General features: G+C 74.2%; 22 protein-coding genes, 1 pseudogene and 2 riboswitches. Of the genes and pseudogenes, 11 read left to right on the top strand and 12 right to left on the bottom strand.

Annotation, left to right across the window (positions count from 1 at the left end; all coding sequences use genetic code 11):
* Positions 1-94: 94 nt before the first annotated feature.
* The 5 genes and pseudogenes from AB0O09_RS30700 to AB0O09_RS30720 form a co-directional block, all read right to left on the bottom strand.
* Positions 95-562 (bottom strand): flagellar hook-length control protein FliK, encoded by a 468-nt coding sequence (locus tag AB0O09_RS30700; protein WP_363547225.1) that lies wholly within the window; start codon positions 560-562, stop codon positions 95-97.
* Between the two features lie 29 nt (positions 563-591).
* The gene (locus AB0O09_RS30705) at positions 592-1,638 is read right to left on the bottom strand and encodes a peptidase (RefSeq protein ID WP_363547228.1); all 1,047 of its coding nucleotides are present in this window, start codon (positions 1,636-1,638) and stop codon (positions 592-594) included.
* Between the two features lie 108 nt (positions 1,639-1,746).
* Positions 1,747-1,900: riboswitch (cobalamin riboswitch) on the bottom strand.
* Between the two features lie 143 nt (positions 1,901-2,043).
* Positions 2,044-2,772: pseudogene (locus AB0O09_RS30710) on the bottom strand (ECF transporter S component); the annotation flags it as partial.
* Positions 2,769-4,385, bottom strand: a complete 1,617-nt coding sequence (locus tag AB0O09_RS30715) for an ATP-binding cassette domain-containing protein (protein ID WP_363547231.1) — start codon at positions 4,383-4,385, stop codon at positions 2,769-2,771. The gene AB0O09_RS30715 and the pseudogene AB0O09_RS30710, both read right to left, overlap by 4 nt.
* Positions 4,382-5,632 (bottom strand): energy-coupling factor transporter transmembrane protein EcfT, encoded by a 1,251-nt coding sequence (locus AB0O09_RS30720; protein ID WP_363547234.1) that lies wholly within the window; start codon positions 5,630-5,632, stop codon positions 4,382-4,384. The genes AB0O09_RS30715 and AB0O09_RS30720 overlap by 4 nt, the downstream gene beginning before the upstream one ends.
* Before the next feature lie 399 nt (positions 5,633-6,031).
* Between AB0O09_RS30720 and AB0O09_RS30725 the strand changes: the two genes are divergently transcribed.
* Positions 6,032-6,229, top strand: a complete 198-nt coding sequence (locus tag AB0O09_RS30725; RefSeq protein WP_363547237.1) for a hypothetical protein — start codon at positions 6,032-6,034, stop codon at positions 6,227-6,229.
* 304 nt (positions 6,230-6,533) lie between these two features.
* Here the strand turns inward: AB0O09_RS30725 and AB0O09_RS30730 are convergent, their stop codons facing one another.
* Together AB0O09_RS30730 and AB0O09_RS30735 are read right to left on the bottom strand one after the other, a co-directional pair.
* Positions 6,534-7,817, bottom strand: a complete 1,284-nt coding sequence (locus tag AB0O09_RS30730) for a prenyltransferase/squalene oxidase repeat-containing protein (RefSeq protein WP_363547239.1) — start codon at positions 7,815-7,817, stop codon at positions 6,534-6,536.
* Positions 7,818-8,023: 206 nt separating this feature from the next.
* A riboswitch (cobalamin riboswitch) is annotated at positions 8,024-8,154 on the bottom strand.
* 139 nt (positions 8,155-8,293) lie between these two features.
* The gene (locus AB0O09_RS30735; protein WP_363547242.1) at positions 8,294-8,575 is read right to left on the bottom strand and encodes a hypothetical protein; all 282 of its coding nucleotides are present in this window, start codon (positions 8,573-8,575) and stop codon (positions 8,294-8,296) included.
* Positions 8,576-9,374: 799 nt separating this feature from the next.
* Between AB0O09_RS30735 and istA the strand changes: the two genes are divergently transcribed.
* The gene (istA, locus tag AB0O09_RS30740; protein WP_363547245.1) at positions 9,375-10,892 is read left to right on the top strand and encodes an IS21 family transposase; all 1,518 of its coding nucleotides are present in this window, start codon (positions 9,375-9,377) and stop codon (positions 10,890-10,892) included.
* On the top strand, positions 10,892-11,683 hold the full coding sequence (gene istB / locus AB0O09_RS30745; protein ID WP_363547248.1) for an IS21-like element helper ATPase IstB: 792 nt from the start codon (positions 10,892-10,894) through the stop codon (positions 11,681-11,683). Before istA ends, istB begins: the two co-directional genes overlap by 1 nt.
* Before the next feature lie 646 nt (positions 11,684-12,329).
* Here istB and AB0O09_RS30750 read toward each other — a convergent pair.
* Positions 12,330-12,692: a hypothetical protein gene (locus tag AB0O09_RS30750; protein ID WP_363547251.1), complete on the bottom strand. Its 363-nt coding sequence runs from the start codon at positions 12,690-12,692 to the stop codon at positions 12,330-12,332.
* Positions 12,693-12,737: 45 nt separating this feature from the next.
* A complete protein-coding gene (locus tag AB0O09_RS30755) occupies positions 12,738-13,274 on the bottom strand; it encodes an avidin/streptavidin family protein (protein WP_363547253.1) in 537 nt (178 codons plus the stop codon).
* A 1,212-nt stretch (positions 13,275-14,486) separates the two neighbouring features.
* On the opposite strand from AB0O09_RS30755, the gene AB0O09_RS30760 reads away from it, so the two are divergent.
* Both AB0O09_RS30760 and AB0O09_RS30765 read left to right on the top strand, forming a co-directional pair.
* The gene (locus tag AB0O09_RS30760; protein WP_363547255.1) at positions 14,487-14,903 is read left to right on the top strand and encodes a hypothetical protein; all 417 of its coding nucleotides are present in this window, start codon (positions 14,487-14,489) and stop codon (positions 14,901-14,903) included.
* Positions 14,904-15,073: 170 nt separating this feature from the next.
* The gene (locus AB0O09_RS30765; protein WP_363547257.1) at positions 15,074-15,313 is read left to right on the top strand and encodes a DUF6296 family protein; all 240 of its coding nucleotides are present in this window, start codon (positions 15,074-15,076) and stop codon (positions 15,311-15,313) included.
* A gap of 25 nt (positions 15,314-15,338) precedes the next feature.
* On the opposite strand, the gene AB0O09_RS30770 is transcribed toward AB0O09_RS30765, so the two are convergent.
* A complete protein-coding gene (locus AB0O09_RS30770; protein WP_363547260.1) occupies positions 15,339-15,986 on the bottom strand; it encodes a hypothetical protein in 648 nt (215 codons plus the stop codon).
* 663 nt (positions 15,987-16,649) lie between these two features.
* Entirely contained in the window at positions 16,650-16,925 is a 276-nt protein-coding gene (locus AB0O09_RS30775) for a hypothetical protein (RefSeq protein WP_363547315.1), read from the bottom strand.
* A gap of 518 nt (positions 16,926-17,443) precedes the next feature.
* On the opposite strand from AB0O09_RS30775, the gene AB0O09_RS30780 reads away from it, so the two are divergent.
* From AB0O09_RS30780 to AB0O09_RS30790, 3 genes are all read left to right on the top strand, one after another.
* Positions 17,444-17,701, top strand: a complete 258-nt coding sequence (locus AB0O09_RS30780) for a type II toxin-antitoxin system Phd/YefM family antitoxin (protein WP_363547263.1) — start codon at positions 17,444-17,446, stop codon at positions 17,699-17,701.
* Positions 17,698-17,949, top strand: a complete 252-nt coding sequence (locus AB0O09_RS30785; protein WP_363547265.1) for a type II toxin-antitoxin system RelE/ParE family toxin — start codon at positions 17,698-17,700, stop codon at positions 17,947-17,949. The genes AB0O09_RS30780 and AB0O09_RS30785 overlap by 4 nt, the downstream gene beginning before the upstream one ends.
* A gap of 164 nt (positions 17,950-18,113) precedes the next feature.
* A complete protein-coding gene (locus AB0O09_RS30790) occupies positions 18,114-18,641 on the top strand; it encodes a hypothetical protein (RefSeq protein ID WP_363547267.1) in 528 nt (175 codons plus the stop codon).
* Positions 18,642-18,871: 230 nt separating this feature from the next.
* On the opposite strand, the gene AB0O09_RS30795 is transcribed toward AB0O09_RS30790, so the two are convergent.
* Entirely contained in the window at positions 18,872-19,090 is a 219-nt protein-coding gene (locus AB0O09_RS30795; protein ID WP_363547269.1) for a hypothetical protein, read from the bottom strand.
* A gap of 808 nt (positions 19,091-19,898) precedes the next feature.
* Here AB0O09_RS30795 and AB0O09_RS30800 point away from each other — a divergent pair.
* The 3 genes from AB0O09_RS30800 to AB0O09_RS30810 all read left to right on the top strand — a co-directional run bounded on the left by AB0O09_RS30800 (position 19,899) and on the right by AB0O09_RS30810 (position 21,619).
* Entirely contained in the window at positions 19,899-20,333 is a 435-nt protein-coding gene (locus AB0O09_RS30800) for a hypothetical protein (RefSeq protein ID WP_363547271.1), read from the top strand.
* A gap of 222 nt (positions 20,334-20,555) precedes the next feature.
* Complete coding sequence (locus AB0O09_RS30805) at positions 20,556-21,302, top strand: DUF1524 domain-containing protein (RefSeq protein WP_363547274.1); 747 nt, start codon at positions 20,556-20,558, stop codon at positions 21,300-21,302.
* Complete coding sequence (locus tag AB0O09_RS30810; protein WP_363547276.1) at positions 21,299-21,619, top strand: hypothetical protein; 321 nt, start codon at positions 21,299-21,301, stop codon at positions 21,617-21,619. The genes AB0O09_RS30805 and AB0O09_RS30810 overlap by 4 nt, the downstream gene beginning before the upstream one ends.
* Positions 21,620-21,682 lie beyond the last annotated feature (63 nt).

Here is a 21,682-nt window from a genome sequence, read left to right on the forward strand (position 1 = left end):
GCACTGCTCTACTGCCGTCGGGGACACCGGGTCAGGGGCTGAGCCGCGCCTCGGCGGTTGCCTGCGGTACGGTCTGCGCCCTGCTGGTGGCAGGTCAGGGGGCGGTGATGCCCGGCTGGGAGCCGGCGCCGAAGGCCCAGCCCTCGACGTCGCCGGGCGCCGGGTCGTAGCTGCCCGCGCCGAGGGTGCTGTAGTTCCAAGGGCCACCGTGCGCTGCGTGCCAGTAGGACCAGTACGCGGTCGCCGGGGCGCCGTTGCACGGGTTCGGCAGCGCGTTGATCCGGCAGACCATGCCGGGGAACCGCGGGTGGAAGGCGTAGGTGAAGCCGGCGCCGGTGAGGGCGGCGAGGCCGCTGGTGGGGTCGCCGGGGGCGCAGCCGGTCTGGATGCTGCCGCCGAGGGCGGTGAAGTCGACGACGACGGTAACGCCGGAGGTGCCGGTACAGGCGGCGGCACTCGCCGGGGGTGCGGTGGCGGTGGTGGTGCCGAGCAGGCCGGCAGTGAGGACGGCGGCCGCGGCGAGGGAGCCGAGGAGTCTGCGGCGGGGGCGGGTGCGGTTCACGGTGGTCTCCAGGTGGGAACGGGTGGCGGTCAGGGGCAGGTGAGGGTCGGTGCGGCGGGGCGGGCGCCGGCCGCGGTGAGGTGGGCGAGTCCGGTGCCGGACAGGCCGAGGACGGCCTGGGTGGTGGCCCGGGTGGTGGTGGCGGGGTTGAGGCCGGTGGCGTCGTAGGCGACGGCGCCGCGGTCCGTGGGCGTGGCGGTGCAGCCGGCCTGGAGCTTGGCGACGAAGTTCCAGGCCTTGAGCCCTGCGGCGATCCGGCCGCCGGCGAGCAGGGCCTGGGCGGCGAGGCCGGTGGTGTTGGCGTTCGCCGTGGTGGCGCCGCCGCTGGCGATGCCGCCGTCGGGGAGCTGGTGTCCGGCGAGCCAGGTCAGTCCGGCCTGGGCCTTGGCGTGGCGGCCGGTGGCGGCGAGGGCCTGGGCCGCGAGTGCGGTGGCGTCCGGGTCGCTGGCACAGGTCGCCTGACCGAAGTTCAGCGGGTAGCCGCCGTCGGCGCACTGGGTGGCGGCGAGGAAGTCGACCGCCGCGGCGGGCGCGCCGGCGGGGGTGCGGTTGAGGGCGAGCAGGGCGTAGGACTGGCCGAAGGCGTTGCTGTAGTCGCCCCACTGGGAGCGGTCGGAGAAGCGGCCGGCCGGGGTCTGCAGGGAGCGCAGCCGGGCAGGCAGGTCGACGCCACCGAACGTGGCCGGGTCGGCGCCGCGGACCTCGGCGGCGAGGAGGAGCTTGGCGGTGGCGCCGGCGTAGGCCTCGGTGGTGCCGTCGCCGATGTAGCCGGCGAGGATGTCCGGCTTGGCGAGCCAGGCGGTGGCATTGGCGGCCACCTGGTCCGCGGTGCGGGCGGCGGCGAAGGCGAGGACGGCGTCGACGGTCAGGCCCTGGTCCGGGTAGGAGACGCCGTCGAAGCCGGTCTCCAGGTGATTGCCGTCGACGAGTTGGCCGGCGAGCCAGCCGGCCGCGGCGGCGTCGGGACGCCGGGTGGTGGCGGTGGTGTCGGCCGCCGCGGTGGCGGCGGGCAGGAGCGCGGTGGCGGCGAGGGCACCGGTGACGATGAGGGCGGCGGCGCGCAGGCGCAGCTGCATGGGTGGCCTTTCCGGGCCTGCGTCCGGACGCGCCCGGCCGCGCCGCCGCTGCACGAAGGCAGAGGCAGTCGTGGGACAGGGGCTCCGACCCGCAGTCCGCGACGGGTGGAAGGACGGTTCCTCCGGTGCGGGTGTTCGGGCTTGCCGACGCGCAGGATGCGCGGCGGCCTACCGTTGCGGGTCAGCGCCGGATTTCGACCGGTCTTCCCCCATTGCCGGAGTTATCAGCTTTTCTGACGATTCATCATCTCGGCTGTGCGGAGGCGGGGTCAAGGGCCCGGCCGGACCGGCTTGGGACGGCTTCGTCACATCCGGCCGCAGGATCCGGATCCGGGCGCCGAAGGCGGCGCGGTCGACGGCGCGGCGCAGCGCGGCGAGAAGGCGGGGCCCGGCGAGGACGACCAGGGAGGCGTTGAGGACGCCGCGCGGGACGTCCCAGCCGAGGGAGGTGGTGGCGTAGAAGGCGGCGTAGCGGTGGAGGTTGCCGAGCGGGCCCGCCTCGGGGTCGTAGGCGACGGTGGAGGTGGGGTCGATGCTCAGCGGCCAGAACCAGAGGTTCATCACGATGCCGTAGAGGAAGCCCGCGAGGACGGCGTAGGCGGCGAGCATCGCGGTCTCGGGGCGGCCGGTGGGCCGGCGGGGCAGCAGGCCGGCGCCGAGACCGACCCAGGAGGCGGTGAGCATCTGGAACGGCAGCCAGGGGCCGATGCCGGCGGTCAGCAGGGCGGAGGCGAACATCGCGGTGGAGCCGAGCGCGAAACCGAACGCGGGCCCCATCACTCGGCCGCCCAGGACCATGATGACGAACATCGGCTCCAGCCCTGCCGTTCCGGCGCCGAGCGGTCGCAGCGCCGCGCCGACGGCCGCGAGGACGCCGAGCAGGGCGACGGCCTTGGCGTCGGCCGCGCCGTCCAGCAGGGCCGTGAGGACCACGGCGAGAACCAGGACCGTCAGCAGGGCGAACAGCCAAGGGGCGTCGGTGTCGTGGGCGACCGCCGAGGAGTGGTCGGCGAGGAACGGCCAGCCGAACCCGGCGATCCCGACCAGGGTGACGAGCACCAGCGCGAGGATCGAGCGCGGGCCGAGCCGGGGAAGGTCCGGCGTGCGGGCCGACAGATAGGTGGTGGTGGTCATCGGCGTCCCCCGGCGAGCGCGAGGCGGACTTCGTCAACCGTGAGCAGCGGCGCGGGAGCGAGGATCTTGGCGGTCTGCGGGGCGAACGCGGGCGAGGCGGCGAGCGCGTCCACGGCCGGTTCGTCGGTGACGATCTCGCCGTCCGCGAGGACGGCCACGTTGTCGGCGCACGCGGCGGCCAGTTCGACGTCGTGGGTGACCAGCAGCACGGCGTGGCCGTCCGCGGCCAGCTCCCGCAGGATCTCGGTGGCGCGCTGCTTGGCCGGATAGTCCAGGCCGCGGGTCGGCTCGTCCAACAGCAGCAGCTTCGGGCGGCGGACCAGCAGCACGGCGAGAGCCAGCGCCAGGCGCTGGCCACTGGAGAGGGTGCGCGGGTGGGCGGCCGGGTCGATGCCGGGCACCAGCCGACGCAGCAGGTCGGCAGTGGTGCTAAAGGTCGCCCCGGCTTCGCGGTCGGCGGCGGTGCACTCCGCATCGACGCGGTCGTGCAGCAGCAGGTCGCCGGGGTCGGCGGGGACCATGCCGACCAGGCCGGCCGCCTGCCGCCGCCTGAGCCGACCGGGCTGGGCTCCGTCGACCTCGACCGTTCCGGCGCTGGGCCGGTGCAGGCCTGCGAGGCAGGCGAGCAGGGTGGACTTGCCGGCGCCGTTGCGGCCCATCAGGGCGGTGATCCGGCCGGCGTGCAGGGTGAGATCGACACCGCGCAGCGCTGGGACGGGACCGTGGTGCGCGACCAGGCCGCGCACTCGGGCGACGCTCTCGCCGGGTACGGCGGCGGCCGGGCGGACCGGGACGGCGTCGCGCAGCGGGTGGCCGGCGGCGCGGCGGCGGGCGGCGCGGACGCTCAGCGCGACCGGGTCCCAGCCGAGCAGCCGGGACAGTTCGACCACGGGCGGCGCCACCGGTGCGTCGGCGAGGATCGCCGCGGGCGCGCCGTAGCGGACGGGCTCTCCCCTGCCGGGGACGAGCAGGGCGGAGTCGGCGTACTGGGCGACGCGCTCCAGCCGGTGCTCGGCGAGCAGCACGGTGGTGCCGAGGTCGTGGACGAGGCGAGTAAGGGCGGCGAGCACCTCCTCGGCAGCCGGCGGGTCGAGGGCGCTGGTCGGCTCGTCCAGAACCAGCAGCGCGGGTTGGGCGGCGAACGCGGCGGCGAGGGCCACGCGTTGCTGCTGTCCGGCGGAGAGCGCGGTGAGCGGGCGGGCCCGCAGGTCGGCGAGGCCGAGCAGGTCGAGGGTCTCCTCCACGCGGCGGCGCATCACCTCGGGCCGGTACGCGAGGCACTCCAGGCCATAGGCGATCTCCTCCTCGACCGTGTCGGCGACGAACGCATCGGCCGGGCGCTGCGGTACCACGCCGACGGTGTCGGCGAGTTCGCGCGGCGGGTGGTCCGCGGTGTCGCGGCCGGCGGTGCGCACACGCCCGTGCAGGGTGCCGCCGGTGGCGTGCGGGACGGCGCCGTTCACGGTCCGCAGCAGGGTGGACTTGCCGCTGCCGGTCTCCCCCAGCACCAGGACCAGTTCGCCCTCCGGGACGGCGAGGTCGACACCGGTGAGGACGGGCTCCTCGGCGCGCGGGTAGTGGAAGGTGACCTGCTCCCAGTGGACGGCGTTCACGGGCGCTTCCTCACAGGGTCGTTCAAGGCGGGGTCGACTGGTTCAGGGTCGGCACCCGAAGGTCGGACGTCCCGCAGGGGCTTGCCCGAGGACGGGCTTCCCGCCGCGGAGGCGACCGGTGCGGAGCCGTACGCGGCCGCTGGCGGTGGCGGTGTCAGATGGGCGGGCAGCAGCGCCAGCACCAGACCGGCGACAGCGAGCGGCGGCAGGCCGGGCAGCTGCAGGCTCCACGGGTCGGGTGCCAGACCGGAGTCCGGCCCGCCGGCCAGGACGAAGCAAACGGCCGCCCCGACGCCGCTTCCGGCGGCGATCCACTCCGGCAGCACCCACGGGTCGGGGCGGTAGCGGGTGTGCCGGACGGCCGTTCCGCCGAGGCGCAGCCCGGCCAGGCAGCCGGCCAGGCCCACGGCGAGCAGGACCGGCCCGGCGCTGCCGGTGGTCACCTCGCCGAGCGGCCCCACCGGGATCACGGTCGAGGAGTCGAACACGGCGTACAGGCCGACGACGACACCGAGCAGACCGCCGAGGGTGAGCAGGTGGACGGTGGTCCGGCGGCCGGCCGGCAGGACCGCCCGGCGGCCGTAGCCGCGCGCGTCCAGCGCGGCGGCGGTGGTCAGCGACCGGTCGAGCGCCTCCTCCAGGACGGGGACGACGATCGACAGGGTGCCGCGGAGCCCCTTGACGGGCAGGGCGCGCAGCCGCCGGGCCCGGCGCACCCGGGCGACGGCGGTGACCAGTTGCGGTGCGGCGCTGAGTGCGACGGTGACGGCGACGCCGAGTTCGTGCAGCGCCCTCGGCAGGGCACGCAGCAACCGGGCCGGGCTCGCCAGGGCGTTGGCCGCGCCGAAGCAGAGCAGCATGGCGGCGAGCCGGGCGCCGTCGTCGAGCGCCGCGTACGCCGCCTCCGCGGTGACCGGTCCGCCGAGCCGTACCCCGGCCATCCAGCCGGGCAACGGGATCTCCGGCAGGTCGAGCAGCACGGTGGTGCCGCCGGAGCCGACCAGCAGCGACTGGAACACCACCCGGATCAGCACCACCGTGATGCCCAGGCGCAGGAACACCCCGTACGCGCGGGCCCACGGCGCCTCGGTGCGGCGCGCCGACACCACGTACCCGGCAACCGCAGCGAGCAGCGCGAGCAGCAGCACATTGGTCGTCCGGCCCGCCGCGGCGGCCAGCCCGAGCGCCCACAGCCACCAGGCGAACGGGTGCAGCTGACGCGGCAGCAGCACCCGCCGCAGACTCACGGCAGATCCCCCGCGCGAGGAGCGCGCCTGCGCCGCCAGGCTGCCGCCCCGGCGAGTGCAGCCACCGCGGCCGTGCCGAGCGCCACCGGCAGCCACGCCCCGGCCCCGTGACCGGCCGGCTTCCCTGCGTCGGCACGACTGGATCCCGGTGCGGCGGTCGACGTGTTCGAGGACGCGCCGGCCCCGGCGCTGGCGGGGCCGGAAGCGGGCGCCGACGGTACTGCCGATTCGGCGCCGGGCGGGTTGGACGGCGATGCAGCAGTGGCCGCCGGACCCGCGCCAGTCGGCGAAGCGCCGCCCACCGCACCGCCGGCAGTGTCTCCCGAATCGGCCGAGGCCGGACCTGTCGGGCGTGGGGCGGACGTCGCTCCCCCACCCCCGCCGCCGGACGGAGGGCGGGTGGTGGCCGAAGGCGGCGTCGGAGTCGCCGGCCGCGCCGGGTCCTTGGCGCTGCGCGGGGACGGCGGCTCGCTGCCGCCGCCGTCCTGCCACACCCAGCCCTCGATGCTGCCCCTGGGCGGGACGCGGTTGCCCGCGCCCAGCTGGCTGTACACCCAGGTGGAGGTGCCCGGCAGCATGTACCAGTACGACCAGTAGTGATCCTTGGTGACGGCCCCGCAGCCCGCCTTGGGCGCGCCGTCGAGGGCGCAGACGAACCCGCCCGCGTACGGACCGGTGCCCAACTTCACCGAGAACCCGGCCTGCTGCAACGCCTGGATACCGCTGCGCGGCGCATCCGAGCAGCCGGTACGGCTCCCGTAACCAGGGCGGTCGGGGACGCTTCTCGTCTCGACGACGACCAGCACGCCGTCGCAGCCCTCGGCCGCCCGCGCCGGCAGGGGCAGCAGCAGGCTGCCGCCCACGGCCGCGGTCGCGGCCAGGGCGGCGGCGCCGCGGCGGATCACCGGTGGCTGCCCGAGCGAAGTCGGCGGGCCGTCAGCACGGCGGCCGCGCCGAGCAGCAGCAGGGCGATCGCGGCGACGACCGGCGGCATGAGCTCGAAACCGGTGGAGGCCAGGCCGCCCGAGGACGGGGTGCCGCCGGTGTCCGTGCCCCCGGGGCCGGCCGAGTCGGACGCCACCGCGGACACGGCCGCCGAGGGCGAGCCGGAGCCGGTCGGCGAGCCCGACACCGATGCGGACGCCGAAGCCGAGGCCGAAGCCGACGAGCTGGAGGAGGCAGAGGCGCTGCCGCTCGGCGAACCGGACGGGCTCCCGCTCGCGCTCGGGCTGGGCGAAGTGCACTCGAGGGCCGGCAGACCGGCCGTGCCGAAGCGCCCGTCGACCGCCGCGAGCGACACCCCGGCGAGCGCGGGAACGGCCTGGACGGTGGCGCGCAGCGTGGTGCCGTCGACCTCGGCCTTCTGGTAGCCGATCGCGCCACGGTCGCTGCTCTTACCGGCGCAGCCGACCTGGCGGGACTTCAGCCAGGACACGCCCTTGTCCGCGGCCGTGGTGCGACCGCCGGCCCGCAGGGCCTGGACGGCGAGCGCGGTCGAGTTGGAGTTGGAGGAGGCGGTCGGTCCGGAACCGCCGAAGCCGCCGTCCGCGGCCTGCCGCTTCTCCAGCCAGTCCAGCGCCTTCGCGGCCTCCCCGCTGCGACCGACGGCCAGCAGCGCCTGCACCACGATGCCGGTGCCGTCCGCGTCCGAGGCACAGTCGGCCGGCTTGTCCGGGTAGGCCACCGGGAAGCCGCCGTCGACACACTGGTTGCCGGTCAGGAACTCGATCGCCTTCGCCGGAACGGCGTCGGCGCCCTGGCGGTCGAGGGCAAGCAGGGCGAACGCCTGGCTGAACGTGTTGGAGAAGTCCGAGACGTCCGGGCCACCGAAGGTGGCGTGGTCGGTGTAGCGGCCGCTGGGCTGGAGACGCGCGGCAAGCTCGGCGAGCAGATCGTGGCCGCCGAAGCTCTTCGGGTCCCGCTGCTGGACCTCGGCGACCAGGGCGAGCTTGGCGGCCGAACCGGCATAGATGTCACCGGGCGTGTCACCGGTCAGGTAGGAGGTCGCGTTCGCGGCGAGCCAGTCAGTGGCTGCCTTCGCCTCCCCCTTGCCCTGCCCTGCGGCCGACAGGGCGAGCACCACGTCGGCAGTCAGGCCGAAGTCCGGACCCCAGTCACCCTCGACGCGACTGCCCTCCTTCAGCTGACGGCCCGCCCAACCGGCAGCGGCCGAGGCATCCGTCACGGCGGGCGCGGCACCCGCAGAAGCCGCGGTGGCCGTCAATGCGGGCAACACGACGGCGGAGGCAACGAGCAGAACGGCAGCGGGCCGGAGCGAGGTACGCAAGGTGAACTCCTGGGGCGTCTCGTGGAGACGCACCGCAGAGCACGGCCACCGCCCGCAGGGCGAGGCACAACCTCTGGGCATCGTCCCGTAGACCACGACGGATGAGAGCCGGACAAACCCCGGGCAGGTAATCGGGCTCACCGCCGACACCGTGCCGACGGCCTACCGTTGCGGGTCAGCGCCGGACTTTCACCGGACTTCCCCTGCCAGAGGCGCTCGGCACCTTACTGCCACCCGCACACGCGCCTCAACCGCCCGGACACAGAATGTGACCAGCGGCACGCAGAACACGCACTGCCCGAACGGGACCAGTCCGCGACAGGCCCCGCCGACCCCGCGGGGCGGCTCCCCGTAGCGCCGGCGGGACACGGGGGTCAGGGCCGATGCGGGCCGATGCCGGTGGTCAGCCAGCGCGGCTCCGTCACGGCCAGGACCAACGCAAGGACGCAGGCCGTGGCCAACCATGCGACACCCACCCCGGTAAGGCCGTAGCGGGGCATCAGCACCAGGGTGAGGACCAGCAGCAGGCCGGCGAAGACGAGCTGCTGACCCGCCAGGAAAGACCAGGGCCTGCCCCACCCGGTGGCAGAGCGCAGCCCAGGCTGCAGCCAGCCGCAGCGCCGTGCCGCGGCCGAGCAGCGGACCGATGCCCTCATCGGGCACGGGCTGCCGACCGGTGGGGTCCTGTCAGACACAGGTGGCCGAGCGGACTACTCCTCGCCGTTCGGGCCGGCGACAGTGCGGCGCCAGCGACCACAGCAGTCGTATCCCGGGCCGCCGGGCCGCGGGGCGGGTGAGTCGCCGCTGCAACACGCAACCGCCCGGCCTGCCGGGACCGGGTCGGACGTCCTGGCTACCAGGGGAACAGGGCTGCTACGGGCCGGCCGGCGGTGGGCAACCTCGGCGATGCGAGCACGGTGCCGCATGAGATGGCCTGCCCGGGAACCACTCGTCTGCCCCGATGCACCGTCAGCATCCCCGCACGGCAGAACGCGGCCGGGCTGAGTACGCGGCTGGATCGGCCCCTCTCCGGGGGCCGGTCCAGCCAGCGCCTCCGGGCCGATGCAGCACGCACCAGCAGCGCAGCGGGGCAGCCGGTCTCCGCAGCCGGCCGCCCCGAGGATTCGACTGCCGCAGCCGCGGCGCCCGGGTGCGGGCCGGACGCCGAACCGCGGGGCGCAGCCGGATGTCGCCCGTGATGGGGTGGCGGGGCGGCGCCCGGTACAACGACCGGCACCCGGCCGAGGACACCCGGCCGCGCCGGGATGCTGCAGCAGCCGGTGAGCAGCGGGGCACCGAGTCAGAGGCTGCGCCAGAGCCCGGGTGACGGCGGCCATGGAAAGCTCCCCATAGGCGGCCAGATACCGCCCCACTGACGGCCACGGGATTCCCCGCGTACGGCCAGATATCTCCCCACGTTCAAGATCCATTTCCCGGTCGGCGAGGGTCGGCCGGGTGAAGAACAGCAGGGAGATCATGGAGATCCTCGAGGCGTACGACCTCACGGGCAGTTACCGCGCCGCGGCCGAGCTGGCCGGGTGCGACCACCACACGGTGGCCCGGTATGTGAAGATGCGGGCCGCCGGCCAGCAGCCCGACCAGCGCCGCCACCGGGCGCGGGCGATCGACGACTATCTGCCGAAGATCGAGGAGCTGGTGGTCCGCTCGCAGGGCAGGGTCCGCGCGGACGTGGTGCACAAGCGGCTCGTCGCGATGGGCTTCGCGGGCGGGGAACGCACTACCCGCCGCACGGTCGCCGAGGCGAAGGCCCAGTTCCGGGCCGGTCGGCGCCGCATCTATCGGCCGTGGGTGACCGAGCCGGGCCTGTGGCTGCAGTACGACTTCGGTGACGGGCCGGTGATCAAGGGCAGGAAGACCACGCTGTGGTGCGCGTGGCTGTCCTGGTCGCGGTTCCGGGTGGTCATCCCCATCTGGGACAAGACGCTGCCGACCGTGACGGCGTGTCTGGACGCGACGTTACGCAGGATCGGCGGGGTCCCAGCGTTCGTGCTGACCGACAACGAGAAGACGGTCACCACCGGCCACGTCGCCGGGATCGCGGTCCGCAATCCGGAGATCGTCGAGGTCGCCCGGCACTACGGCACCACGATCCGCACCTGTGTGCCGGCGGACCCGGAGAGCAAGGGCGGCTCCGAGGCGACGGTGCGGATCGCGAAGGCCGATCTGGTGCCCAGGGAGGTGAACCTGCGCGAGGAGTACCGCACCTTCGGCGAGCTGGAGGCGGCCTGCCGGGCGTTCTGCGACGAGGTCAACTCCCGCCCTCACCGCGAGACCCGGCGCAAACCGGCCGAGCGTCTCGCGGAGGAACGCGAGCGGCTGCACCCGTTGCCCAGGCAGCCGTTCACCGCGGTGTTCGGCACCACCCGCAGGGTCAACTGGGACGCCACGATCTCGGTCGAGGCGGTGCGTTACTCGGTCCCGCACGAGCTGATCGACAGCCGCGTCTGGGCCCGCTTCCACGGCGAGGAGCTGATCGTCACCTCTGTCGACGAGCACGGCTCGGCCCGCGAGGTCGCCCGCCACCGCACCGGCACCCCCGGCTCCCCGGTCCTGGACGACGCGCACTACCCGCCGCGCGAGGACAAGAACGGCGACCGCACCCCGAAGGCCACCACCGCGGAGGAGGCCGCCTTCCTCGCACTCGGACCGGGCGCCGCGGCCTGGCTGGTGGAGGCCGCGACCGCCGGCACCCGCCGGATCAAGGCCAAGATGACCGAGGCCGTCGCCCTGGCCAAGCTCTACTCCGCCGCCGAGGTCGACCGGGCGCTCGGCACCGCCGCCGTCACCGGCCGCTTCGCCGACAAGGACCTGCTGTCCATCCTCGACTACCAGGTCGGCCTGACCAGCACCGAACCCGTCCGTCGCGGCGAGGACCACTCGCTGCAGCCCGGCACCTCCGCCTGGGCCCGCTTCGGAACCACTACCAGCACCGAAGACGAGGACAGCATCTGATGGCCACCCCGCTCCGCACCGTTCACAGCAGCAACGGCGACCCGCTCGCCGAGGCCATCGAGCTCACCAAGCGGTTGAAACTGCCGCACATCCGACGCACACTGGCCGACCTGATCCCCACCGCAAAGGCCCAACGCTGGGACCCCGCCGAGGTCGTCCGCGTCCTGCTGGCCGAGGAAGCCGCCGGCCGAGACCGCGCCAACCTGCACACCCGCCGCAAACGCGCCGGCTTCCCGGCCGGCAAGACCTTCGGCGACTGGGACGAGACCGCCTCCGCCATCCCCCGCCCCACCCAGGACGCCCTCAAGACCCTGGAATGGGTCGGCCGGCGGGAGAACCTCTGCGTCTGCGGACCCTCCGGCACCGGCAAGAGCCACTTCACCGAGGCCCTCGGCCAGGCCGCCGTCGAGTCCGGCATGACCGTCGCCTGGTTCACCATCGAAGACCTCGGCGCCCTGGTCCGCCGGCACCGCGCCGACGACTCCATCGCCCGGGCCCTGGCGAGGATCGTCCGCTCGGACCTGATCATCGTCGACGACATCGGCCTGCTGCCCGTCAGTCCGGACGCCGCCGAGGGCTTCTACCGGCTGGTCGACGCCGCCTACGAACGCCGCTCGGTCACCGTCTCCAGCAACCTCCACCCCTCGGGCTTCGACGAGATCATGCCCAAGACCCTCGCCACCGCAACCGTCGACCGGCTCATGCACCACGCCCACATCGTCGTCACCCAGGGTGACAGCTACCGGCTCACCCAGGCCACCAGCGGCAAGGGAGTGAAGCCCTTCAGCTGATCCAATCCACTCGGTGGCGGGGAGATATCTGGCCGCCACCGGGGACTCCTACCCGGCCACCAGTGGGGACATCTCCTGGCCGCCTACGGGGAGAACGAACTGGCCGTTGACACCCGGGCTGGATGTGGTCGGCCCGCCTCGCGTTCACCGCGGCGTCGCGGACGACCGCGAGCAGGTCGCCGCCGGTCCCGGGGCGAGCATGTCCGGCACGGAGGCCGGTACCACCGCCGGCTCCGGGTTTGCCGGCCGGCGGCATCGGCGCCTGCCCCCTGCGCTCCGTGCTGCTGTGCCCGGCTTGTGGGCCGCCGGCCCCGATACGGGATGCCGGCCTGTCGCGTCGTTGGTTGGGGCGGCCGGTGTATTCGGTCAGCCGCCCCGGGGCGGTGTCCTGCCGGTTCGGCGCCGTCGGGGGTTGATGCGGCCGGGCGGTACGCGGGCGCGGCCGGCGCATCCCCGCAGGGGTCGGGACGCCGCCCCGTCCAACGACCGGGAGTGCTCCAGGACATCCGCGGGAGGGGTGCCGGGGCGCGGTGGGGGACGCGCCCCGGCACCCGTACGGGGCGGCCGGGCACTGCTCGACCGGCCGCCCGCGGGCACCATGGCTACCCTGCCGGGCGGTTCACGAATCTCTCGGCCGGGCGGGAGGTCAGGGGCGGGGCGGGCACTGCGGCGGCCGGCGGGTGCGCCGGTCGGGCGCGGGCCAGGCGAGGTCCGGGATCGTGCTGCCGAGCAGCGGGCCAATGTCCTCGTCCGGGACGGGCTGCCACAGGGCGGGGTCGTGGCACACGTAGGGGCCGAGCGGGTGCCCCGCACCGTTCGGGCCGGTCACCAGGCGGCGCCAGCCGAAAGCAGTCTCGCCGGCCTCGCCCGTGTGGGGGCGGTCGTCGAAGCCGCCGGGTGCCCGGCCGACATGGGCGACGACGAACACCTCGGCCCCCGTTTCGTCCGGTGGTCCGCTGTTCCTGTACCGGTAGACGCCACCCGGCTCGAAGAAGGAGTCCTCGCCCATGGGCCGCGTCTCCGATCCTTCCGGTCCCTGCGTGGGGTGAATGGGTCAAGGGTGCCCCGGCGCGGCCGTGCTGCTGCCGCCTCCTCTTCCCCGTGCCGGGCCGCCCGGGCCGCACCGGCTGACGCGCAGCGTCGCGCGGGCCTGCGGGGGCGGTGCCGGGCAGGAGTCGGGGAGGGTTCGCGCCCGGTGGGCGGCCTTGGCGGCCCGCTCAGTCGGCGGATTCCGGCGGCGGCAGGCGGCGGAATGTGTCCTGGCCGACGACCGTCGCCTTCCACGCCTCGTCGGGCCGTTGGCGGTGGTGAACAGCCAGGAAGCGACGATCCGCTCGTCGTCCGGGAAGTACTGGCCGCTCCAGCTGGTCACCGATGCGGCGCTGCCGTGCTCGTCCCGCCAGGCCACCGTCCAGCCGAGCGCGACACTCGGCGCGGCCGGGCACACGTCGAACCGCCCCACCAGCTCGCGGCGCCCGACAGGTCCGGCACCGGGCTCGAACGTGCCCGTCAGCAGGCCGCCGGGATCGGCCTGCAGCCGCAGACGCGAGCCGAACTCGTTGTACCAGTCACCCGCAACCGCCACTCCCACAATCGGTCCCCTTTCTGTCTGTCTCGGCCCGACGTGGCCGCATCTCCCGCATCGTCACACCGGCCGTTCGCGCCCGGCATGCCGAACTGCTGCAACCGGCACCGACCGGCCCACTGGCGACCGGCCGGTGTGCGGGCTCATCGACCGGGGCGACCACCGCCCACCCGCGGCCCGATCCTGGTCCTGGCGTGCCGGCACCGCCCGGGCCGCGCTTCCTTCGATGCCAGGACAAACGGCAGTACGCCGGGTGGTTGCATGCGCGCTCCCCGGTGCCCGGACGTGGCTCACCCCTCCGCCGGGGCCGTCGTCGGCAGTTCGCGCAGCTGCCGGTCGTGGGCGGCCAGCAGCCGTGCGAACTGGTGTAGCGCCTCGGCCGACCTGCTACCCACCGACGGCGTCACCGACGACACCGCCCTCGTCATCGTCTGCCTGTAACCGCCCGGGGCCAACCAGACCAGGATCCGGCAGCGTCATCGGGCGTGGTCCAAGGCGCCAGACGGCGCCCGCTCGTCGGCGGGGCGTGATTGTCCGGCGCGGTCCATGGCGCCGGACAGGTTCGAGGCCAGAAGACGCCGCAACAGGCAGCGCAGGCAGGCCCGCCCGGCCCGCAGGGCAGGTGGTTGATCCATTGGCATGCACGCCCTCCCGGGGGGGTGGACTCGCCCCGGAGAACGAGGGGAAGGGGCCAAACTGCGGATCTCGGTGACCGCACAGGCCCCCGCCCCTCGGCCGTCTGCTCCCCCGCACCCGCAGCATGCGCACACCAACGCCCGAACCACCCGATCGGCGCAGCGCTCCGGTCGCGGCCGGAGACGCTGGCGAACGGTCCGTTCCGGGCACCCGGCGGGCCTGCACGGGCGGGGTGGTAGGTCATGGGTGCCGCCCCGGCGACACCGGGGCGGGCGGGGTGCATGCCCCGGCCCCGCCGGCAAGTGGCCCCGCCACCCGGGAACGCCGGGGGATTCGCGGGCCGAACGGCGGGGTGCCGCGCGCCGTGGCGGGCGATGTCCTGCCGGCCCGACACCGTCAGGGGTGTGCGTGCCGCGTGGACGGGGCAGGACCTCGCCACGCGCCCCGGTCGGGGCGCTCGCCCGGGTTCAATGACACAAGCCCCCCGAGGGCACGACGACGGATGCGGGTAGGCCGGCACTGACCGGCGCCCGGTGTCACAAGCCTCTGGGAAGCGTCACCAGCAGGTGCCAGGATGCCTGGATGAACGACGATGCCGCACCCAGCAAGGCCGAGCAGGTCCGCCTCTACCTCGAAACCCTGCAGGCCCGCATGGACCCCGAGCAGTTCCGGGTCCTGCGCCACCTCGTCAGCCGCTCTCTCACCGTCCTCGCCGCACCCGACGGGGAAGGCCACCTCGACCTCGACGACGAGGACAAGGTCCACCTCACCCCGGAGGTCACCAACGAACTCCTCGTCGTCCTGGCCATCGCCGCCACCGGCACCATGGAGCACCACGTCGTCGACCTCGGCGACGGCGCGGCGACCGTCATGGACGCCGACGCCGCCAGCGACCCCGAAGCCGTCCAGGAGATGCGCGACTGGGCCGCACAACGGCGCAGCGAACGGGAGCACACCGACGCCGTCCTGCGCGGCATCGCCGATGCCTCCAACACCTGATCCCGCCAGCCGCCCGGGTGCGCGACGCGGGGTCGCCTGCCGATCGGTGTCGCGCCCCGGCGGGGCGGGGTGAGAACATGGCATACGGCCTGACCAGCGTGCCTCCCCATCCCTCGGCCCCGCACCGACGTAGGGTCGGGACAACGGCGGCAGATCAGGAGGCGATGCCGGTGGCCCCCGCACCGTCCCGGTGGCTGCTCACCTTCCCCGGCCGGCCCGGAGCCCACGGCGAGCAGGACACCGTGCTCGTCGAACAGCAGGCCGGCTACGGACCCCACGGACACCCGATCTACGCCGACGCCGAACGCACCGTCCGCGTGGAGATCGAGGACACCGGCCTCGTCCACGTCCTGACCCTCATCGGCCGCCCGGAGCCGGACACCCCCGTGCACGCCCAGCCCCTGCGCTGAAACGCCCCCCACCGGCCGACGGCGCTTACGGGCGGGCGTTGCCGTCGGCGGCCTCGAGCTCCCGCAGCTCTGCCTCGGCGCGCCGCTGGTCGGCGACCGCGTCGATCCCGAAGTCCACCGCCCGCACATACGCGGCGACCCGGCGCCGGGCGAGATCCAGGAGCTGCTCCCGGGGCCAGGGCTCGCCGCGGCCAGCCGCCTGCCCGGAGCGCACGTTGTCGTCCGTCACCTCCGCCATGGCGCGCATCGCCTCCCCCACCGCGGCCAGGTCCGACAGCTGCGCACTGCGCCACGCCAGGTACTCCTGCCGCACGTAGCCGAGCGGGCCCACTTCGCCGTCCCACTCGGGCGCGTCCGGGCCCAGCGGGCCCCGGCCGGTGCCGTCGCGGCGGTCCAGCTCCCTCAACTGGTTCGCGAAATCGGCCGGGTCCCGGGGAGGCCGGGCCCCGGGCCGGATCGGGACACTGCCGGCCGGCGGCGCGGGCCTGCGCAGTGCGGCGCGGTCCTGCTGGGCGGCGTAGCGGAGCATCCATTCGCGGCCGTGCACCGGTGGGGTGTTGTGGTTGGCGCGGGAGAGGTTCATCAGGGCCAGCATCTCGACCTCGTCGTCCGGGGCGTCCGCGTAGGCCTCTTCCGTGGTGGGGGCGGCCGGGCCGGCGGTGTGGTTCGGCATCTGGCGGTTGCTCCTCGATGGTCAAGGTGGGCGCTGCGGTCGGGGCGGCCCGCGTGGAACGGCCGGGTGGGGCGCCGTCTGCATCCTGCGGACGGGTCCCGCGGCCCTGAACTCCATTCTCGGCATGCCGGGTTCCCGGCGGGGCCGGTGCACCGGATCTGACGGGATCTCACTGCACGGTGGCGACCCGGAGCGAACCTGTCGTGGGTCGGGCACGGGGCGGCCGGTCCGTGCACCGCTGCCCGGCTGCTCGGACGCCGGTGCCCAGCACGGTGCTCTGGGCGGTCGGCTGCGGCACGCGGGGCGTTCAGGGACGGCGCGAGGTCCTGCAGGCGGGCTCGTGCCAGGTGGTGCGGACGACCGTGCCGCCGTGGGCGATGTGCTCGCTCGACCAGGTCCTGCAGCACCCGGCGGCCGACCGGTCCAGGGACGGCGCAGCGGTTCGCGGGGGCGCGACGGGTGTGGGGGCGGTGGGTGCGGCCGGACGGCGGCGAGGGCGGCGGTGCCTGGCGGGGGTCGTCATGTCGGGTCCTGTGCCCGCCCCGGTGCTCCGTCGAACCACGGGCTACCCGAAGGAACCAGCCCCGGCCGGCCCCGGGCACGCCCCGAGCCGTCCAGTGTTCCGAGCTGCGCACCGGCCGGCGCCGCGGTGCCCAGAGGGCGTCAGGCGAGGTCGACGGCGGCGACACCCTGCAGGACTTCTCCGCTGTCCCGGGCGGCGGTGAGACTGCCCTCGAAGACGTCGGCGCGGTGCTCGGGCGGCAGCGCGCCGAGGTCGGCCGGCCAGGTGCCCGGCGGGACCACCGTCACCAGCGCCCCGCCCACGGCCGCGGCGCACAACCAGCCCGGCGTCGCCGGGACCGCCGGCTGCGGCTCCCACACCTGGCGGCCGCCGACCAGCACCAGCCGCTCGAAGCGGCCCTTGCGGACCTCGACCACGCCGGTGGTGACCGGCGCTTCGGCCGCCGCCGAGGACGGAGACGACGGCGACCTCGGCGAGGCAGACCGCGGCGGCGGTGAAGTTCCAGTTGTTCGCGGCGTTCACACCGCCGCCGAAGTTGCTGTCGTTGTCCGCGCGGGCGGGAGCGGCCGAGGTCAGGAGGGTCAGGGAGAGCGCGCCGAGCGCGACGATCTTCTTCATGCCCGGCCAACGCCCCCTCCCGTGGCGCGTCACCGGCCTCGGGCCGAATAGCCGACGCCCACTCGGCGCACCGGGTGCGGTCCCGCGGCGGTTATCCGCGTGTTGCCGTCGGCCCGGGGCGCTTCTGGTCGGGCAGTCTGCGGTTGTGGCCGGTTCGGGTGGCTGCGGGCGAGGCGCCTGGAGGCACACGGAGGTGCCTCGCACGGTCTCCGGCCGGTGGTGCGTGCGCGAGGCCGACGCCACGCTCCCTGCGGGCGGGGACGGTCGTGCGGGAGAACGGTGCACACGAAAGCGGCGCGAAGTGTACAGTTCTGTCATGAGTGACACGCTGCCGATCACCGAGGCCAGGGCCAAGTTCGGCTCGCTGGTCCGCCGGGCCTCCCACAGCCGCGAGCGGATCGTCATCACCGACCACGGCCAGCCCGCCGCCGTGCTCATCAACCCCGTCGAGCTCGCCGAGATCGAAGAGGCCCTTGCCCTCGCCGAGTACCGCAACCGGCGGGCGGCCGGAACCCAGCGCAGCATCCCGAACGACGAGGTGCGCGCGATGCTGGGGCTGGAGCGGCTTAGGTGACCCACTTGATCGTCTGGGACGAGCATGCGATTAACGCGGCCGCCCGGTTCCTCAAGGACGACCCCGACGGCCTGCGCCAGGTCATGGACGCCGTCGACCTCCTCGCCGACAACCCCCGCCCCGCCGGCACTGCCGAGTACGGCTCCCCCGACTTGCGGCGCCTGCACGTCGGCCGCTATCGCGTCCTGTACGAGATCACCGACGCCACCGTGACCATCGTCGTCCTCAACGTCGGCCGCATCGCCTGAGACCTCCCGGAGCACGTGCGGCTGTCGTCCCGGGGCGCAGCCGGCCTCCGCGCCCCGGGGGCGGGTCCCTTCGGGTGGGGTCCGGGGCCGGAAGTCGGCGACTCGCAGCCCGTTTCATCGCTTTCGTTCATCACGCACGCTCAGGAAGGCCGAGGGGAACGCACATGGCACAGGAGCCGGACGTGGAGGGCACCCTGCTGCGCTGGGTGGACACCTTCGCGCAGCTGCAGGTGGGCGAGGAGGGCTGGCGGTTCGGGTCGTTCGCGCAGGCCGTGCGCGAGCTCGGCGTCCTGCAGCCGCCCGCGCCGTGGCCCGGCGACCGTGAGCAGTGGGCGCCCGGCCGGTGCTTCGCCGCCGCCACCGACTACGCCGAGGCCACCGGCGCCACCTACGTCGAAGGCTTCGTCCTCGTCCCGGGCCTGACGCAGTGGCCGGTCTTCGAACACGCATGGTGCCTGCGCAACGGCGAGGTCGCCGACCCGTCCCTCCCCGATGGGTACGCGGCCCTGTACCTCGGCATCCCGCTGGCGGCCGAGTACCGGCGCAGCGAACAGTCCCGCCGCGGGACGCATGCAGTGCTGACCACGGATACGGAGAACCCCTGGTCGCTGGTGAACGAGGACGCCCTGCGCGACGGCCTCCCGGCGTCCGCCGTCCTGGCCGCAGCCAGCGGTGCTGTCGCCGAGGCGTGATCGGCGGCTGCACGGCCGGGAAGTCCTGACATCGTCAGGGACTTTCTGCGGTCGATCGCTGCGGGCATGTTCGTCGTTCGGGCCGTGTGCCGGGGCGCGGTAGGGGCACGCCCCGGCACACGCGCGGTCGGCCGGGCACTGCTCGACCGGCCGCCCCGCAGGGCACCATGGCTACCCGGCCAGGCAGTTCATGAACCGCCCGGCCAACCCCTCCGGTCACCGGCCGGGGATCACGTACCCGCCCGGCCCTGATTCCCCCGCAGCGTGGCGGCGGCCGCGCCGGGAGACGGCGTGAAGGACTCCGCGAGGATCAGGCGGATGTGGCGTTCCTCGACACCCGCTTCGCGGGCAGCCCGGATCCTGGCCGCGATGACACCGGGCAGGCGGTGGACGGGTGCCGTCTTCCAGGTGCCGATGTCGTCGGCCCATGCGCGGACGTGGCCGGTCATCGGCGCCCCCGGGCGGCCACGCACGCCGGCTCGTGCCAGGTCGTGGTCACCACCGTCTCACTCAGCAACAGGCGCTCCGTGCTCCCGGTCCGGCAGCAGAACACCACCGTTGCCGGCGGCCCGGATACTTCCGCCACTGGGGCCGGGGAGTCGGGCGCAGCGGCGGGAGTGGTCGGCCGGCGGCGCCGCGGGCGCCCGGTGGGGGCTCGCCGTCTCCCGCGTGTCCCATGCGTCGCGGCCATCCAACCCGGACCTACCCGGACGGGCAGCAAGCCAGAGCCGGCCGGACCGCAGTCCCAGTCCCGGACGGCGAACCGACTGTAGGCGACACGCCCGCCCCATGGAGGCCAGGATCTATCTCCAACTCCGGGTTGCCGGCCGGCGGCATCGGCGTCACCTGTAGGTGGCGGCCCTTCGGCATGGGTGGTGGCTACGCCGCGGCGGGGGCCGCCCGCGCGCTCGGCCTGCGAGTGGGGAGGTCGCATCGCAGTATCGACTCAGGACGATGTTGGAGGCAGGTGTGACGAGGAACAGCATGTCGGCGGTAGTGGCAGGCATGGTGCTGCTGGTCGGCGCGGTGGCCTGCTCCAGCTCCGGCTCCAGCTCGGCGCCGACGGCAAGCCCGAGTACGCGTGCGCCGTCCACGGCCGTGAGCCGGACACCGAGTCGTTCCGCGACCGGCGACACCGCCGGCGCCCCGGCAGGGGCACAGGTGTTGGGACAGCCCAACGTCGGCGAGCCGTTCACTCTCACCATCCCGAGCGGCGACAGTTCACCGCCCACTCGGATGCGGGTCACCGTTGACAGCGTGACCTGCAACGGCCTCGACCCGCAGGTCCTGGCCTACGCCGCCGACTCCACCGGTGCCTCCACCACGCCCACACCGACCCCCGAGGCCGGCAAGAAGTACTGCGTCCTTGCCATGACCGCCACCAACGTCGGCACCGACCAGGCGAACTGGGACGCCGATAACACCGTCTCGCTCAACGTCGGAGGCATCCACTACCAGCAGAGCCAGGACGACGCCATGCACGCCCTGGACTACGAGCAGTACTGGCACAGCAAGGGCCAGATCGGTCCGGCATTCGGCATCAACCCCAACAGCACCGGCCCCGTCCACGGCGTCTTCCAAATCCCCATCGCCGATACCCCGACCAGCGTCTGGGTCTCCTCCGGCAGCGCCATCCGCAACATCAACGGCGTCCAACCTGGCTACCTCATCGCTCTCCCGGCCACGCAGTAATGCGTACGGCCCGACCCTGGCCATGTGCAGGCGCCAGGGCTGCGCGCAACGCTGCGACGGCCCGTGAAAGGCCACTCTCGGTTCTCGTCTCGTTGCCGCGCTCGGTCAGCATGTAGTGATCAGGATCTACCGGTGCAGTCGGCCAGCGGCGAACCCGGCGACTCTTCCACGTCCCGGCGTTGCGCTGCTGATGATCCGGTCCGGGGCGGGTATCAGTGGCGCATGGCAGCCTCCTGCACCGCGCCCCGGGCCGTTCGGCTCGCCCTGCTCGCCGTCCTCGCCGCGGCGGGCACCGCCTGCACCAGCGCGACCATCTCTGCTCCGGGTGGAGGCGCCGCGGGCAGCATCCCTGCTTCCATCCCCGCCACCGCGCCGGGCCCGGCACGGGCCGGCGGTGCCTGGCCGGGCCCGCAGCCGGTCCCCGCCGCCCTCGCCCGCACCGAGCTCGCCGCCCTACCGGTGGCCGCCGCGGGGTCGATGGCCGGTTACAGCCGCGACAAGTTCCCGCACTGGGCCGCCCAGGGCAACTCCTGCGACACCCGCGAGAAAGTCCTCGCCCGCGACGGCACCGGGGTGCGCGCCGATGCCGCGTGTCGGGCGGTGGCCGGCACCTGGTTCAGCGTCTACGACAACGCCACCATCACCGACTCCGCGAAGGCGGATGCCGACCATCTCGTGCCGCTCGCCAATGCCTGGCGCTCCGGCGCCGCCCAGTGGACCACCGAACAACGCAAGGCCTTCGCCAACGACCTCATCCACCCCCAGCTGCTCGCCGTCTCCGCCTCCTCCAACCGCGCCAAGGGCGACCAGGGCCCCGAAGCCTGGAAGCCGCCCAACCGGCAGATCTGGTGCGCCTACGCCCGCGCCTGGACCGACGTGAAAACCGCCTACCACCTCACCGTCACCACCGACGAAAAGAGCGCCCTGAACCAGATGCTCGACACCTGCACCACGGAGGCACCCCGATGACCACCGACAAAAACCACAACGGCACGAACAGCAACACCGGCGCCACGGCCGAGGGGCCGGTGGTCACCAAGGGCATCCCCGCGGGGCCCGGCGGCGTCATGACCGAGGAAGTCGGCGTCATCACCGGCAACCTCACCCTGCGCACTACCCGGCAGGGCGACCAGGCCGCGCTCGAGATCCAGTACGACGACGCCGACGAGTGGTACACCGTCCAAAACAGCCCCGTCGCCATCCCGGCCGGCAAGGACCTGCAGGCCGTCCACGAAGCCATGCTCGACGCCGTCGAGCAGGGCGGCGGCGCCACCGCACCGCACTGACACACAGACCACCGGCGCCGAAAGCCCGACGGAGTGCGAAAATCCACTGAGACCGCGTTTGAG

It is taken from the genome of Kitasatospora sp. NPDC093679 (assembly GCF_040683455.1).
GTDB lineage: Bacteria > Actinomycetota > Actinomycetes > Streptomycetales > Streptomycetaceae > Kitasatospora > Kitasatospora arboriphila.